The organism is Pseudomonas oryzae (assembly GCF_900104805.1).
In the GTDB taxonomy this organism is placed as follows: Bacteria; Pseudomonadota; Gammaproteobacteria; order Pseudomonadales; family Pseudomonadaceae; genus Geopseudomonas; species Geopseudomonas oryzae.
The window spans coordinates 4134230-4148690 of record NZ_LT629751.1; the positions used below are offsets into that span (position 1 = coordinate 4134230).

Here is a 14461-nt window from a genome sequence, read left to right on the forward strand (position 1 = left end):
CGCTGTGCTCGCAGTAATGTGAAGAGATCGACAGTTTGCAGTGTGATGCAGTCGACAGTTTTCCGCCGCTCAGGCGCCTGTCGCGGGGCGGCGCTGCCAGAGGGCGTAATGCACCTGGCCGGTGTGCTTCTCGCGGTGCAGGTGCCAGTGGCCGGGCAGGCCGAGGCTGGAGGGGGCGCTTTCGCTCTCGGTGTAGATCCAGGCATCGGCCGCCAGCCAGCCGCGGCTTTCCAGCAACTGACAGGCTGGGACGAGCAGTTCCTTGTGGAACGGCGGGTCGAGGAACACCAGGTCGAAGGGCTCGGCGCTCGCGCCCTGCAGGTGCTGCAGGGCGTCGGCCTGGCGTACCTCGGCGCCGCTGGCGCGCAGCAGTTCGAGGTTGCCGCGCAGGGCGCTGGCCGCGGCCGGGTTGAGTTCCAGCGCCAGGCCGCGGCTGGCGCCGCGTGACAGCGCTTCCAGCAGCAGGGCGCCGCTGCCGGCGAAGGGGTCGAGCACGCGCGCGCCCTCGACGTGGGGCGCCAGCCAGTTGAACAGGGTCTCGCGCACGCGGTCCGGGGTCGGGCGCAGGCCGGGTGCGTCGGGGAAGCTCAGGCGCCGCGAGCGCCACTCGCCGCCGATGATGCGCAGCTGGCCCTGCCCCTGGGGCTGGCTGGCGGAGGGCTTGCGGGCGGGCTTGGTGCTGGGACGGGCCATCAGTGCTCCGGTACGCCGGCGTTCTGCGCGGCGGGACGTTCGACAGGGGGAGGCAGCGGCTGCTGGGCGACCGTCGGGCCGCTGGTGACCACCACGAAGGCGTCGGCATCCAGGTGGCGGGCCATGGCCGCGCGTACCTGTTCGACGGTGAGTTGCTGCACCTGGTTCATGAAGTCTTCCAGCTGGGTGGTCGGCAGGTCGTAGAAGCCGATGGCGGCGAGCTGGGCAACGATGTCGGCGTTGCTCGCGGTGGACAGCGGGAAGCTGCCGGCCAGTTCGCGCTGGGTCGTGGCCAGCTCCTCGGCGCTCGGCCCCCGGGCGATGAATTCGCGCACCAGCTGGCGCACCAGGCCGAGGGTGGCCTCGCTCAGTTCGGCGCGGGTCTGCACGTTGATCATGAACGGGCCGGCCACCTGCATCGGGGTGAAGCCGGAGTAGATACCGTAGGTCAGGCCGCGCTTCTCGCGCACCTCCTCCATCAGGCGGGTGCCGAAGCCGCCGCCGCCGAGGATCTGGTTGCCGACGTAGAGCGCGGCGTAGTCCGGGTCGCGGCGGTCGATGCCGAGCTGGGCGAGCAGCAGGTGGGTCTGCTGCGAGGGGTATTCGACGTGCCGGCTGACCGCGGCCGGGGCCTCGGGCGCCGGCGGTGGCGGCAGCGCCGGCCCCGCGGGCAGGGCGGCGGATACCTGCGCGGCGATGGCCTCGGCCTCGACGCGGTCGAGGTCGCCGACCAGGGCGATCACCGCGTTGCCGGCGGCGTAGGCGCGGGCATGGAAGGCGGCCAGCTGGGCGCGGTCGATGGCCGGGATGCTGGCCGGCGTGCCGTCGCTCGGCTGGGCGTAGGGATGCTGGCCGTACAGCTGCTGGAACAGGGCGATGCTGGCCAGCTTGCCGGGGTTCTGCTTCTGCAGCTCGAGGCCGGCGAGCACCTGGTTCTTCACCCGTGCCAGGGCGTCGTCGGGGAAGCTGGGGGCGCCGACCACCCGGGCGAACAGCGCCAGCGCCGGCTCGCGCTGCTCGCGCGCGGACAGGCTGCGCAGCGAGGCGACGGCCATGTCGCGGTAGGAGCCGTTGCCGAACTGCGCGCCGAGGCCCTCGAAGCCGGCGGCGATGGCGGTGGCGTCGCGGCCGTCGATGCCCTCGTTGAGCATGGCGTTGGTCAGCAGGGCCAGGCCAGGGCTGGCGCCATCCTGGCTGCTGCCGGCGGCGAAGGTCAGGCGCAGGTCGAACATCGGCAGCTCGTGGGCGGCGACGAACAGCACGCGGGCGCCCTCGGCGGTGGTCCAGCGCTGGATGTCCAGCGGGCGGCGTGCCGGTGCCTGGCCGTCGATCTTGGCCAGCGAGGCGATCTTCGGCGCGGCGGCCGGTGTGCCGTCGGCGACGGGGCTGTCCGGCTGGGCGGCGGGGCGGCTGATCAGCAGCAACAGGCCGAGCAGGCCGAGCAGGGCGGCGATCAGCAGCAGGTGACGCTTATTCATGGCTGTTCTCCTCAGCGGCCGGCAGCGGCAGCACCTGGGCCAGGGTCAGGCGCTCGCGCTGGAACAGGCGGCGGGCGGCGGCCTGGATGTCGGCGGGGGTCACCGCCTTGAGGGATTCGAGCTCCTGGTCGAGCAGCTGCCAGGACAGGCCGACGGTTTCCAGCATGCCGATGCTGGTGGCCTGGCTGGCGATCGAGTCGCGCTCGTAGACCAGGCCGGCGATCACCTGCGCCTGCACCCGCGCCAGCTCCGCGCTGCTCGGCGCCTCGTTCTTCAGACGTTCCAGCTCCTGCCACAGGCCGGCCTCGACCTGCTCGAGGGTCTTGCCCTGCTGCAGGTTGGGGCGTGCGGAGAGCACGAACAGGCTGTCGCCGCGGTTGAACGGGTCGTAGCTGGCCGATACCCCGGTGACCAGCTCCTGCTCGCGTTCCAGACGGGTGGGCAGGCGTGCGCTGTAGCCGCCGTCGAGCAGGGTGGCGATCAGGCGCAGGGCGTGGACTTCGCGGGGATTGTCGGCGCTGGCCAGGGCGGGCACGTTGAAGCCCATCAGCAGGCTGGGCAGCTGGGTCTTCACCTGCAGGGTCAGACGCCGTTCGCCGAGCGCCGGCAACTCCAGCGGCATGCGCGCCGCCGGCAGCGGGCGCGCCGGGATGGCGGCGAAGTGGCGCTCGACCAGGCTCTTCACCTCGTCGCGGCTGACGTCGCCGACCACCACCAGGATGGCGTTGTTCGGGCTGTACCAGTCCTCGTGCCAGGCACGCAGGTCGTCCACCGTCATGCGCTCGAGGTCGGCCATCCAGCCGATGGTCGGCGTGCGATAGCCGGTGGCCGGGAAGGCGGCGGTCTTGAAGCGCTCCCAGGCCAGCGCCGAAGGGTTGTCTTCGGTGCGCAGGCGGCGCTCCTCCTTGATCACCTCGATCTCGCGGGCGAACTCGTCGGCCGGCAGGCGCAGACCGGCCAGGCGGTCGGCCTCCATCTCCAGGGCGACCTCCAGGCGATCGCGCGCCAGCACCTGGTAGTAGGCGGTGTAGTCGTCGCTGGTGAAGGCATTCTCCTCGGCGCCCAGCTCGCGCAGGATGCGCGAGGACTCGCCGGGGCCGAGCTTGGCGCTGCCCTTGAACATCATGTGCTCGAGGGCGTGGGACAGGCCGGTGAAGCCGGGGCGCTCGTAGCTGGAGCCGATGCGGTACCACAGCTGCGACACCACCACCGGCGCACGGTGGTCCTCGCGGACGATCACCTTGAGGCCGTTGTCCAGGGTGAACTCGTGGGTCGGCTGGCTGCTGGCGGCGAAGGCGCCCAGCGGCAGGCACAGGGCGACCAGCAGGAGGCGGGCGGCGTGGCGCAGGGATGCATTCATCAGAGAGACCTTTCAGACTGCCGGCGGGTTTTGGCGCCGGCGGGTGCGGAGGTGCTAGGATACCCAACCGATTTACTGGCGGCCACGTCAGTGCGCAGCCGCTCACTTGAGATGCAAGCCGTTCATGTTTGGTTCCAAAGACGACAAGAAGGCTCCGGACAACGGAGAAAAGAAAGGCCTGTTCGGCTGGTTCCGCAAGAAGGCGCCGTCCGAGGCCGCCGAGCAGGCGACCGGCGAGCCGTTGCCGGCCGAAATCGCCGCTGACGCCGACGCCGACGCCGCGCCGCTCGCCGAAGTCGCCCAGCCCGAGCCGCCGGCCGAGCCTGCGCCCGCGCCGGTGGTGGCCGCGCCCGTGGTCGAACCGGCCCCGGTTGCCGCGCCGCCGGCAGTGGTCGCGGCTGCCCCGCTGGTCGAGGAGAAGCCGGCCAAGCTCGGCTTCTTCGCCCGCCTCAAGCAGGGCCTGGCCAAGACCAGCGCCAGCCTCGGCGAGGGCATGGCCAGCCTGTTCCTCGGCAAGAAGGCGATCGACGACGACCTGCTCGACGAGCTGGAGACCCGCCTGCTGACCGCCGACGTCGGCGTCGAGGCGACCACCGCGATCATCCAGAACCTGACCAAGCGCGTGGCGCGCAAGGAGCTGGCCGACAGCGAGGCGCTGTACAAGGCGCTGCAGGAAGAGCTGGCCGCCATCCTGCGCCCGGTCGAGCAGCCGCTGGCCATCGAGGCCGGCCGCAGGCCCTACGTGATCCTGGTGGTCGGCGTGAACGGCGCCGGCAAGACCACCACCATCGGCAAGCTGGCCAAGAAGCTGCAGGACGAAGGCAAGAAGGTCATGCTCGCCGCCGGCGACACCTTCCGCGCCGCGGCGGTCGAGCAGCTGCAGGTGTGGGGCGAGCGCAACCGCATCCCGGTGATCGCCCAGCACACCGGCGCCGACTCCGCCTCGGTGATCTTCGACGCCGTGCAGGCCGCCCAGGCGCGCGGCATCGACGTGCTGATCGCCGACACCGCCGGACGCCTGCACACCAAGGACAACCTGATGGAGGAGCTGAAGAAGGTCCGTCGGGTGATCGGCAAGCTCGACGATAGCGCGCCGCACGAGACCCTGCTGGTGCTGGACGCCGGCACCGGGCAGAACGCCCTCAGCCAGGCGCGCCTGTTCCACCAGGCGGTCAACCTCAGCGGCCTGGCGCTGACCAAGCTGGACGGCACCGCCAAGGGCGGGGTGATCTTCGCCCTGGCCAAGCAGATGAGCCTGCCGATCCGCTACATCGGCGTCGGCGAGGGCATCGACGACCTGCGCCCGTTCGAGGCCGATGCCTTCGTCAAGGCGCTGTTCGCAGGACAGGAGTCTGCATGATCCGTTTCGAGCAGGTGGGCAAGCGTTATCCCAACGGCCACGTCGGCCTGCACGAACTGAGCTTCCGCGCCCGGCGCGGCGAGTTCCTCTTCGTCACCGGCCACTCCGGCGCCGGCAAGAGCACCCTGCTGCGCCTGCTGCTGGCGCTGGAGCGACCGACCAGCGGCAAGCTGCTGCTGGCCGGCCAGGACATCGGCGCGATCAGCAACGCGGAGATCCCCTTCCTGCGCCGGCAGATCGGCGTGGTGTTCCAGAACCATCATCTGCTGTTCGACCGCAGCGTGTTCGACAACGTCGCCCTGCCGCTGCAGATCCTCGGCCTGCCGCGCGAGGAGATCGAGCGGCGGGTGAGTGAGGCGCTGGAGCGGGTGTCGCTGAAGGACATGGGCGAGCAGTTCCCCGCCGACCTGTCCAGCGGCCAGCAGCAACGCGTCGGCATCGCCCGCGCGGTGGTGCACCAGCCGGCGCTGCTGCTCGCCGACGAACCGACCGGCAACCTCGACCCGCGCCTGGCCGCCGAGATCATGGGCGTGTTCGAGGACATCAATCGCCTGGGGACCACCGTGCTGATCGCCAGTCACGACCTTGCCCTGATCGCGCGCATGCGCCATCGCCTGCTCACCCTGCAACGCGGTCGCCTGATCGGCGACGGGGAGCCGACCTGATGACTGCCAAGCAATTGCCGCGCGGCGCCGAGGAAGGCGCCCCGGAGCAACGCCAGCGCCGCCTGCAGGAGGAGGAGCGCACCGACTGGGGCGGCCTGCTGCGTGCCTACGGCGAGAGCCATCGCGCCAGCCTGGCCGACAGCCTGCGCCGCCTGGTCCGCCAGCCGTTCGGCAGCTTTCTCACCTGCCTGGTGATGGCCATCGCCCTGTCCCTGCCGATGGGCCTGTCGCTGCTGCTCGACGGCGTCGAGCGCCTCGGCGGTTCCTGGCAGCGCGCCGCGCAGATCTCGCTGTTCCTCGAGCTGGAGGTGGCCGAGGTCGAAGGGCAGACGCTACGCGAGCAGATCGAGAGCATGGACGAGGTGCTGTCCGCCGAGTGGATCAGCCGTGAGCAGGGACTGGCCGAGCTGCAGCAGCATTCGGGGCTGGGCGATGCGCTGCGCGAACTGCCGGAGAACCCGCTGCCCGCGGTGGTGCTGGTAACGCCGAAGGAGATCGACAAGGCGGCGCTGGAGGCCCTGCGCGAGCGCCTGGCGGCCCTGCCCGGTGTCGACCTGGCACAGCTCGACCTGCAGTGGGTGGAGCGCCTCGGCGCCATCCTCAAGCTCGGCGACCGCTTCGTCTTCGGCCTGGCGGTGACCCTGGTGCTGGCCCTGCTGCTGGTGGTGGGCAACACCATCCGCCTGCACATCGAGAACCGCCGCGCCGAGATCGAGGTGATCAAGCTGGTCGGCGGCACCGACGGCTACGTGCGCCGCCCCTTCCTCTATACCGGGGCCTTCTACGGTATCGGTGCCGGCCTGCTGGCCTGGGGGCTGCTGGAGTACGGCCTGAGCTGGCTGAACCAGTCGGTGGTCGGCCTCGCCGCGCTGTACGACAGCGATTTCGCCCTCGCCGGGGTGCCGCTCGAGGATGGCCTGTCGCTGCTGGTCGGCGCCCTGCTGCTCGGCTGGGTGGGCGCCTGGCTGGCCGTCGCCCGGCACCTGCGCCAGCTTGCGCCTCAGTGATAAGTGATTGATTTTGTTGTGTTTTTCAAGGTGTAAGGGAACTTTTCGCGGCTGTTTCCTGTCTCAATGGCACAGTGCTATAGTCACACGCTGATTCGGCTACCTGGAGGATGTCCATGTCCACCTCTCTGCAACCTGTCTATGCCCTGGCTCCCGGCGCGAACCTGGAGGCCTACGTGCATTCGGTCAACAGTATTCCGCTGTTGTCCGTCGAGCAGGAGCGCGAGCTGGCCGGGCGTCTGTACTACGAGCAGGATCTCGAGGCTGCCCGCCAGCTGGTGCTGGCGCACCTGCGCTTCGTGGTGCACATCGCCCGCAGCTACTCCGGCTACGGCCTGGCCCAGGCCGACCTGATCCAGGAAGGCAACGTCGGCCTGATGAAGGCGGTCAAGCGCTTCAACCCGGAAATGGGCGTGCGCCTGGTGTCCTTCGCGGTGCACTGGATCCGCGCCGAGATCCACGAGTTCATCCTGCGCAACTGGCGCATCGTCAAGGTCGCCACCACCAAGGCGCAGCGCAAGCTGTTCTTCAACCTGCGCAGCCAGAAGAAGCGTCTGGCCTGGCTGAGCAACGACGAGGTCTCCGCGGTCGCCGAGAGCCTGGGCGTCGAGGCGCGCGAGGTGCGCGAGATGGAGAGCCGCCTGTCCGGTCAGGACATGGCCTTCGATCCGGCCAGCGACGCCGACGACGATGCCGCCTTCCAGGCGCCGGCCCACTATCTGGAAGACAACCGCTACGACCCGGCGCGTCAGCTGGAGGAAGCCGACTGGAGCGACAGCTCCAACGCCAGCCTGCACGACGCCCTCGACGGCCTCGACGAGCGCAGCCGCGACATCCTCTACCAGCGCTGGCTGGCCGAGGAGAAGGCCACCCTGCACGAGCTCGCCGCCAAGTACAACGTCTCCGCCGAGCGCATCCGCCAGCTGGAGAAGAACGCCATGACCAAGCTCAAGGGCCGCCTGCTGGCCTGATCCCGCGGCGGCGGCGCATCCGGCGCCGGTCGCCCGCTGCGCGTCCTGGTCGCAGGCATGCAAAAAAGCCCCCGGCAGTCACCTGTCGGGGGCTTTTTCGTTGGCGGGCTGCCCGCGTGGCGGGCGGCGGCTCAGTGGCGGACCAGCTCGAACAGGTAGTCGGGCAGTGGATCGAGGACGATCTCCTGGCCTTCGTACTCGGCCTCGAGCCGCTCGCGCGGCACTGCGCCGTGCGGGGCGCGCTGGTCGTTCAGTTGCGGACGGGCGCGGTAGTCGATCACGCAGTCGCTGGTCTCGACCCAGAAGTGCGGGTAGAGCTCCTTGTCGCCCAGTTTCACCTTGCCCAGCATTGCCCGATAGGGAATCCGCTTTTCCGCCAGGCGGGTCACCACCAGACGGCTCAGGCCGTCGTCGGCGAGGTGGGCGGAGTCCAGATCATCAAGCAGGTTGCTAAGCTGGGGGTCGTTCATGGCGGTTGTCCTCGATGGACCTCGGTTGGGATGGCGCGCATCTTATACCAAAGTCTAATTCGTGTGTAGATCGGTAACGAATCTTTCGAGGTGGTAACAGTGGTGGATGGCTACGGTTACAACCGTTGCAGGTAGTGACTGCCGCCGAGCTGCCACATCTGCTGGCGGATCCAGCCGGCGCGGCGGCTGACGTAGGCGCCCGGCCGGCCGGCGCTCCACTCGCGTGGGTTGGGCAGCACGGCGGCGAGCAGGCTGGCCTGCTGGCGTGACAGGTAGGGTGCGCCCCTGCCGAAATGGTGGCGCGCCGCGGCTTCGGCGCCGAACACGCCATTGCCCCACTCGGCGCTGTTCAGGTACACCTCGAGGATGCGCTGTTTCGGCCACAGGGTTTCGATCAGCAGGGTGAACCAGGCTTCCAGGCCCTTGCGCAGCCAGCTGCGTCCGGACCAGAGGAACAGGTTCTTGGCCACCTGCTGGCTGAGGGTGCTGGCGCCGCGCAGCTGGCCGCCGCGCTCGTTGTGCGCCAGGGCGGCGCGGATGGCGGCGATGTCGAAGCCCCAGTGCTCGGCGAACTTCTGGTCCTCGGCGGCGATCACCGCCACCTTGAGGTCGTCGGGCAGTTCCTCCCACGGACGCCAGCTGCGCTGCAGATCGATCGGCTCGCCGGCGAGCCAGGACTCGATCTTGCGCTCGACCATCAGCATGCTGCCCGGTGGCGGAACCCAGCGCAGGATCAGCACCAGCAGTGCGCTGGCGGCCAGGCTGTAGAGCAGGGCTCGGACGGTACGGCGAAGCAGGCGGCGGGGTGGCATGGAGGCGAGAGGCGGCTGGAGGGGGCGACCATTATAGAGGTCGCCCGGCCGCAGCGGGACAGCCGTGCTGCCGGGCGGCGGCCGCCCGGCTGCTCGGTTACTCAGTCGGCGACGAAGATGAAGTACTTGCGCACGGTCTCGACCACTTCCCAGGTACCGCGCATGCCCGGCTCGATCATGAAGATGTCGCCGGCGCGCAGGTGGATCGGTTCCTGCCCTTCCGGGGTGATGATGCAGTAGCCCTCCTGGAAGTGGCAGTACTCCCACTTGTCGTAGCTGACCTGCCACTTGCCGGGCGTGCAGATCCAGGTGCCCATGATCTTGCGGCCGTCGGGCGAGGTGTAGGCGTTGAGGTTCACCGTGCGCGGCTCGCCCTCGATGATCTGCCACTTGGAGGCGTCGAGGACGGGAACCGGACGGGTGTCGCGCAGCAGGGTGATCGGCTGGTGCATGGAGGCTCCCTGGTGATCGGGTGGGTGGCCCACCACCATAGCGATCCACGCGCAGGCGACTTGTCTGCAATCGACATCCGCTTGTCCGTGCCGCCGGTTTGCCTGGCGCGCGGCGCGCGGCGATCATGGTGGCCCCGTCAGTCAGTGGAGTTCCCGATGTCGCGTCCCTTCGTCCTGCTCGCCGCGCTGTTCGGCTTCACCGGCGTGGCCCTCGGCGCCTTCGCCGCCCACGGCCTGCGCGGCCGGCTGAGCCCCGAGTATCTGGCGGTGTTCCAGACCGGCGTGCTCTACCAGCTGGTGCATGCCCTGGCCCTGCTCGGCGTCGGCCTGCTGGCCCTGCACTGGCGCTCGCGCCTGCTCGGCGCCGCCGGCGGGCTGTTCGCCCTCGGCATCCTGCTGTTCTCCGGCAGCCTGTACCTGCTGACCCTGAGCAGCCTGAAGCTGGGCATGGTCACGCCGCTGGGCGGCGTCTGCTTCCTCGCCGGCTGGCTGTGCCTGGCCCTGGCCGCCTGGCGTGCGCGCCCGCACGGCTGCTGAGTGCCGTGCCATCCGGCCGGCGCCTTGGTCATCGGCGCCGATCGGCGCTAGAATGCCGGCCTTTCCCCCGATCTTGCGAGTAGCCAACCATGCGCATTCAGCTCAATGGCGAAGCTGTGGAGCTGCCCGAAGGGCTGTCCGTCGCCGACCTGCTGGCCCGTCTCGACCTGGCCGGCCGGCGCGTGGCGGTCGAACTCAACCTGGATATCGTGCCGCGCAGCCAGCACGCCGGCACCCCGCTGCGCGAGGGTGACCGCGTCGAGGTGGTGCACGCCATCGGCGGCGGTTAGCCGTCCGGTATCGCTGCCGCCCCTTTCCGATCCGCCCGCGCATGCCTGCAGAGGAATCCCCGATGAGCCAGTCTTCCCCGATCGACAAACCGCTGGTCCTGGCCGGCCGCAGCTACAACTCGCGCCTGCTGGTCGGCACCGGCAAGTACAAGGATCTCGAAGAGACCCGCCTGGCCATCGAGGCCTCCGGCGCCGAGATCGTCACCGTCGCCGTGCGCCGCACCAACATCGGCCAGAATCCCGGCGAGCCGAACCTGCTCGACGTGATCAGCCCGGACCAGTACACCATCCTGCCCAACACCGCCGGCTGCTACGACGCCGAGGAAGCGGTGCGCACCTGCCGCCTGGCCCGCGAGCTGCTCGACGGCCACAAGCTGGTCAAGCTGGAAGTGCTGGCCGACCAGAAGACCCTGTTCCCCAACGTCATCGAGACCCTCAAGGCCGCCGAAGTGCTGGTCAGGGACGGTTTCGACGTGATGGTCTACACCAGCGACGACCCGATCGTCGCCCGCCAGCTGGCCGAGATCGGCTGCATCGCGGTGATGCCGCTGGCCGGCCTGATCGGCACCGGTCTGGGCATCTGCAACCCGTACAACCTGCGCATCATCCTCGAGGAGGCCAAGGTGCCGGTACTGGTCGACGCCGGGGTGGGCACCGCCTCCGACGCCACCATCGCCATGGAGCTGGGCTGCGAGGCGGTGCTGATGAACAGCGCCATCGCCCACGCGCAGCACCCGGTGCTGATGGCCGAGGCGATGAAGCACGCCATCGTCGCCGGCCGTCTGGCGTACCTCGCCGGACGCATGCCGAAGAAACTGTACGCCAGCGCCTCGTCGCCGCTGGAAGGCCTGATCCGCTGATCGTCCGGGTGGCAGCGCTGCCGCCCATCCCCTCCGCGAGCCCTGCACGATGGCGGGGCTCGGTTGTCCTTCAGGAAGCACAATGACCGACGAAATCCAACAAGCGCCGGAGACCGCCGGCGAAGCGCCGCGCCTGCGCACCATCAAGAGCTTCGTGATGCGCGCCGGGCGCATGACCGACGGCCAGCAGCGCGGCCTCGAGCAGGGCTGGCCGCAGTTCGGTCTGCAGCTGGAGGATGGCCTGCGCGACTTCGACCAGGTGTTCGGGCGCAGCGCGCCGCGCACCTTCGAGATCGGCTTCGGCATGGGCCACTCGACCCTGGAGATGGCCGCTGCCGCGCCCGAGCAGGACTTCATCGGCGTCGAGGTGCACAAGCCGGGCGTCGGTGCCCTGCTGTCCGGTGCGCTGGCGCAGAACCTGAGCAATATCCGCGTGTACAGCTGCGACGCGCTGGACGTGCTGCGCCAGTGCGTGGCCGACGCCAGTCTGGATCGCGTGCTGCTGTTCTTCCCCGATCCCTGGCACAAGGCCCGCCACCACAAGCGGCGCATCGTCCAGCCGGCGTTCGCCGAGCTGATCCGCCAGAAGCTCAAGGTCGGCGGCGTGCTGCACATGGCCACCGACTGGCAGCCCTACGCCGAGCACATGCTCGAGGTGATGAGCGTCGCGCCCGGCTACCGCAACCTGGCCGCCGACGGCAGCTACGTGCCACGCCCCGAGGAGCGTCCGGTGACCAAGTTCGAGCGCCGCGGCGAGCGCCTCGGCCACGGCGTGTGGGACCTGAAGTTCCAGCGCGTCGACTGAGTCGCTGGCGCTGACGACGAAGCCGGGCTTGCCCGGCTTCGTCGTTTCTGAGCCGTGCGCTGCGGGGGCGTCAGCGCCGCTCGGCGATCACGCCAATGCCGATGAACACCAGCAGCAGCGCCGGCGCCAGGGTGTAGTTGTTGAGCTGGGCCAGGCCCTTGGCCAGCCAGGGTGTGGCGTGGACGATGAGCATGCCGTAGCCGATGGCGCAGAGCAGGATGAACAGCAGGGTGCGGAACACAAAGTTGAGACTGCCGACCTGGCGCTGCAGCCAGGCGTTGACCAGCGGGCCGAACAGCACCAGCAGCGCGGCGACCACCGCCAGGGCGATCTCGTCGAGGTGGCTGCGGCACCAGCGCGACAGGGTGGTGAACAGGTCGAGTAGCAGATCCATGCGGGCTCCTTGCAGGTATGGCGATCACGGCTGGCGTCAGTCTACCTGCACGTGGCAGGCAGTCCTGCCACTCTGAACACGCTCAGGACAGAAAGTGCTGCAGCAGGTCGTTGAGAAACAGCTGGCCACGCGCCGTCGGCCGCAGCACCTGCGCATCGCTGTCGAGCAGCCCGGCGCTGCGTGCCGCGGCGCAGGCTTCCGCGATGCTGGCCAGTGCCAGCCCGGTGCGCTGCTCGAACAGCGCGGCCGGCACGCCTGCGGTCAGGCGCAGGGCGTTCATCATGAACTCGAACGGCAGCTCGGCCGGCTCCAGCTCCCGCTCGCCGGCCTGGAAGCGCTTGGCCGGGTCGAGGTAGTCCTTGGGCAGGCGGGTCTTCCAGCTGCGGCGGATATGGCCGTTCGGGTCGCTCAGCTTGGCGTGGGCACCGGCGCCGATGCCGAGGAAGTCTCCGAAAGTCCAGTAGTTGAGGTTGTGCCGGGCGCGGCGGCCATCCCGGGCGTAGGCCGAGGTCTCGTACTGGGCGAAGCCCTCGGTGGCGAGCAGCGCCTGGCCGGCCTCCTGGATGTCCCAGAGGATGTCGTCCTCGGGAATCTCCGGCGGCTGGCTCCAGAACACCGTGTTCGGCTCCAGGGTCAGCTGGTACCAGGACAGGTGCGTCGGTGCCAGGGCGATGGCCTGGCGCAGGTCGGCCAGGGCGCCGGCGACGTCCTGGCCCGGCAGGCCGTGCATCAGGTCGAGGTTGAAGTTGTCGAAGCCGGCCGCGCGGGCCATCTCGGCGGCGCGGATCGCCTCATCGCCGTCGTGGATGCGCCCCAGCGCCTTGAGCTGCTCGGTCTGGAAGCTCTGCACGCCGATCGACAGGCGATTGATGCCGAGGCTGCGGTAGTCGCGGAACTTGGCCTGCTCGAAGGTGCCGGGATTGGCCTCGAGGGTGATCTCGATGTCGCCGGCGAAGCCCAGGCGCCGTTCGACGCCCTGCAGCAGGCGGTCCAGGGCGCGCGCCGAGAACAGGCTGGGCGTGCCGCCGCCTAAGAAGATCGAGGTGAGCTCGCGACCGTGGGCGCTGTCCAGGTCGGCCTCGAGGTCGGCGAGCAGGGCGTCGACGTAGGCTTCCTCGGGCAGCTCGGGGCCGGCGGCATGGGAGTTGAAGTCGCAGTACGGGCACTTGCGCACGCACCACGGGATGTGGATGTACAGCGCCAGCGGCGGCAGGCGGAACAGCCCCGGCCGCGCCGGGGCGGGCGTGGCGGGGCTCAAGCGAGGCCCAGCCGCTGCTTGAGCTGGGCCATGGCGCGGGCGCGGTGGCTCAGGCGGTTCTTCTCGGTGGCCGGCAGCTCGGCGCTGGCGCAGTCGCACTCCGGCACCCAGAACAGCGGGTCGTAGCCGAAGCCGCCGGCGCCGCGCGCCTCGTGCAGGATGCGGCCGTGCCAGAGGCCCTCGCAGAGGATCGGCAGCGGATCCTCGGCATGCCGCACCAGAGCCAGGGCGCAGACGAACTGGGCGTCGCGTTCGGCGTCCGGCACGTCCTTGAGCGCATCGAGCAGCTTGGCGTTGTTCGCCGCGTCGTCCTTGCCGCCGGCGTAGCGCGCCGAGTAGATGCCCGGCGCGCCGCCGAGGGCGTCCACGGCCAGGCCCGAGTCGTCGGCCAGCGCCGGCAGGCCGGACACGCGGGCGGCGTGGCGGGCCTTGAGGATGGCGTTCTCGACGAACGACAGGCCGGTCTCTTCCGGCTCGACAGTGCTGAACTCGGCCACCGAGCGCACGCGCACGGCGTCGCCGAGCATGGCCTGCAGTTCCTTGAGCTTGCCGGCGTTGTGGCTGGCCAGCACCAGTTCGGTCAGGGCTTTCATTCGTCGGGGAACACTTCCTGGTTGAAGGTGAGACTGTGGGTGACGCCGCCTTCCTGCACCTTGAGGTCGAAGGTCAGCACCTCGCGCTCGGTCACCGGGAACTGCGCCAGGTGGTAGACCGCCTGCTTGTCGCCTTCACCCTCGCTGACGCGCTGGAAGGCCAGCGGCTTGCTCTGGCCGAGCAGGTTCTTCACCGTGCCGCTGACCGCGGCGGCCGGCACCGGCTTGCCGGCGCGCATCACCGCGACGTTGAGCACGCCCTGGGTCTTGCTGCGCACCAGGCCGGAGCTGGCGGCGATGTCCGGTTGCAGGAAGCTGGAGTTGAACACGTTGTAGTGCACCTCGAGGTCGCCGAAGCGTTGCAGGCGTTCGGCGGCTGCGGGCAGGGCGAGGCTCAGGGTGAGCAGGAGCAGGGCTAGGCGACGCATGGCGATGATCTCCTTGGTAGAGGCCTTG

At 69.7% G+C, this 14461-nt stretch carries 18 protein-coding genes; 8 read left to right on the forward strand and 10 right to left on the reverse strand.

Annotated features, from left to right (window positions below):
• Positions 1 to 69 precede the first annotated feature (69 nt).
• Genes rsmD through BLT78_RS18820 form a run of 3 tightly spaced genes read right to left on the reverse strand, consistent with a single transcriptional unit; the run spans position 70 to position 3531 of the window.
• Positions 70 to 693, reverse strand: a complete 624-nt coding sequence (rsmD, locus tag BLT78_RS18810) for a 16S rRNA (guanine(966)-N(2))-methyltransferase RsmD (RefSeq protein ID WP_090351355.1) — start codon at positions 691 to 693, stop codon at positions 70 to 72.
• Positions 693 to 2171: a M16 family metallopeptidase gene (locus tag BLT78_RS18815; protein ID WP_090351356.1), complete on the reverse strand. Its 1479-nt coding sequence runs from the start codon at positions 2169 to 2171 to the stop codon at positions 693 to 695. Before BLT78_RS18815 ends, rsmD begins: the two co-directional genes overlap by 1 nt.
• Positions 2164 to 3531 (reverse strand): M16 family metallopeptidase, encoded by a 1368-nt coding sequence (locus BLT78_RS18820; protein ID WP_090351358.1) that lies wholly within the window; start codon positions 3529 to 3531, stop codon positions 2164 to 2166. Before BLT78_RS18820 ends, BLT78_RS18815 begins: the two co-directional genes overlap by 8 nt.
• 124 nt (positions 3532 to 3655) lie before the next feature.
• Here BLT78_RS18820 and ftsY point away from each other — a divergent pair, with 124 nt between their 5' ends.
• The 4 genes from ftsY (at position 3656) to rpoH (ending at position 7534) form a co-directional block, all read left to right on the forward strand.
• Positions 3656 to 4891, forward strand: a complete 1236-nt coding sequence (gene ftsY / locus BLT78_RS18825) for a signal recognition particle-docking protein FtsY (RefSeq protein ID WP_090351359.1) — start codon at positions 3656 to 3658, stop codon at positions 4889 to 4891.
• The gene (gene ftsE, locus BLT78_RS18830) at positions 4888 to 5556 is read left to right on the forward strand and encodes a cell division ATP-binding protein FtsE (protein WP_090351361.1); all 669 of its coding nucleotides are present in this window, start codon (positions 4888 to 4890) and stop codon (positions 5554 to 5556) included. Before ftsY ends, ftsE begins: the two co-directional genes overlap by 4 nt.
• Positions 5556 to 6563: a permease-like cell division protein FtsX gene (gene ftsX, locus BLT78_RS18835; protein WP_090351362.1), complete on the forward strand. Its 1008-nt coding sequence runs from the start codon at positions 5556 to 5558 to the stop codon at positions 6561 to 6563. The genes ftsE and ftsX overlap by 1 nt, the downstream gene beginning before the upstream one ends.
• Before the next feature lie 116 nt (positions 6564 to 6679).
• Positions 6680 to 7534, forward strand: a complete 855-nt coding sequence (gene rpoH, locus BLT78_RS18840; protein ID WP_090351363.1) for an RNA polymerase sigma factor RpoH — start codon at positions 6680 to 6682, stop codon at positions 7532 to 7534.
• A 131-nt stretch (positions 7535 to 7665) separates the two neighbouring features.
• On the opposite strand, the gene BLT78_RS18845 is transcribed toward rpoH, so the two are convergent.
• The 3 genes from BLT78_RS18845 to BLT78_RS18855 form a co-directional block, all read right to left on the reverse strand.
• Positions 7666 to 8004, reverse strand: coding sequence for a hypothetical protein (locus BLT78_RS18845; protein WP_090351365.1), 339 nt, complete (start codon positions 8002 to 8004; stop codon positions 7666 to 7668).
• Between the two features lie 116 nt (positions 8005 to 8120).
• Positions 8121 to 8816: a monofunctional biosynthetic peptidoglycan transglycosylase gene (mtgA, locus tag BLT78_RS18850; protein WP_090351367.1), complete on the reverse strand. Its 696-nt coding sequence runs from the start codon at positions 8814 to 8816 to the stop codon at positions 8121 to 8123.
• A gap of 101 nt (positions 8817 to 8917) precedes the next feature.
• The gene (locus tag BLT78_RS18855) at positions 8918 to 9268 is read right to left on the reverse strand and encodes a cupin domain-containing protein (protein ID WP_090351368.1); all 351 of its coding nucleotides are present in this window, start codon (positions 9266 to 9268) and stop codon (positions 8918 to 8920) included.
• 156 nt (positions 9269 to 9424) lie between these two features.
• On the opposite strand from BLT78_RS18855, the gene BLT78_RS18860 reads away from it, so the two are divergent.
• The 4 genes from BLT78_RS18860 to trmB all read left to right on the forward strand — a co-directional run bounded on the left by BLT78_RS18860 (position 9425) and on the right by trmB (position 11760).
• A complete protein-coding gene (locus BLT78_RS18860) occupies positions 9425 to 9805 on the forward strand; it encodes a DUF423 domain-containing protein (RefSeq protein WP_090351369.1) in 381 nt (126 codons plus the stop codon).
• An 89-nt stretch (positions 9806 to 9894) separates the two neighbouring features.
• The gene (thiS, locus tag BLT78_RS18865) at positions 9895 to 10095 is read left to right on the forward strand and encodes a sulfur carrier protein ThiS (protein WP_090351371.1); all 201 of its coding nucleotides are present in this window, start codon (positions 9895 to 9897) and stop codon (positions 10093 to 10095) included.
• Between the two features lie 62 nt (positions 10096 to 10157).
• The gene (locus tag BLT78_RS18870) at positions 10158 to 10955 is read left to right on the forward strand and encodes a thiazole synthase (RefSeq protein WP_090351372.1); all 798 of its coding nucleotides are present in this window, start codon (positions 10158 to 10160) and stop codon (positions 10953 to 10955) included.
• 133 nt (positions 10956 to 11088) lie between these two features.
• Positions 11089 to 11760, forward strand: coding sequence for a tRNA (guanosine(46)-N7)-methyltransferase TrmB (gene trmB, locus BLT78_RS18875; protein ID WP_231975829.1), 672 nt, complete (start codon positions 11089 to 11091; stop codon positions 11758 to 11760).
• A 70-nt stretch (positions 11761 to 11830) separates the two neighbouring features.
• Here the strand turns inward: trmB and BLT78_RS18880 are convergent, their stop codons facing one another.
• From BLT78_RS18880 to BLT78_RS18895, 4 genes are all read right to left on the reverse strand, one after another.
• On the reverse strand, positions 11831 to 12154 hold the full coding sequence (locus BLT78_RS18880) for a DUF3392 domain-containing protein (protein WP_090351375.1): 324 nt from the start codon (positions 12152 to 12154) through the stop codon (positions 11831 to 11833).
• Between the two features lie 82 nt (positions 12155 to 12236).
• Entirely contained in the window at positions 12237 to 13412 is a 1176-nt protein-coding gene (gene hemW / locus BLT78_RS18885; protein ID WP_090351377.1) for a radical SAM family heme chaperone HemW, read from the reverse strand.
• Positions 13409 to 14005, reverse strand: coding sequence for an RdgB/HAM1 family non-canonical purine NTP pyrophosphatase (rdgB, locus tag BLT78_RS18890; protein ID WP_090351378.1), 597 nt, complete (start codon positions 14003 to 14005; stop codon positions 13409 to 13411). The genes hemW and rdgB overlap by 4 nt, the downstream gene beginning before the upstream one ends.
• Positions 14002 to 14433 (reverse strand): DUF4426 domain-containing protein, encoded by a 432-nt coding sequence (locus BLT78_RS18895; protein ID WP_090351380.1) that lies wholly within the window; start codon positions 14431 to 14433, stop codon positions 14002 to 14004. The genes rdgB and BLT78_RS18895 overlap by 4 nt, the downstream gene beginning before the upstream one ends.
• Positions 14434 to 14461 lie beyond the last annotated feature (28 nt).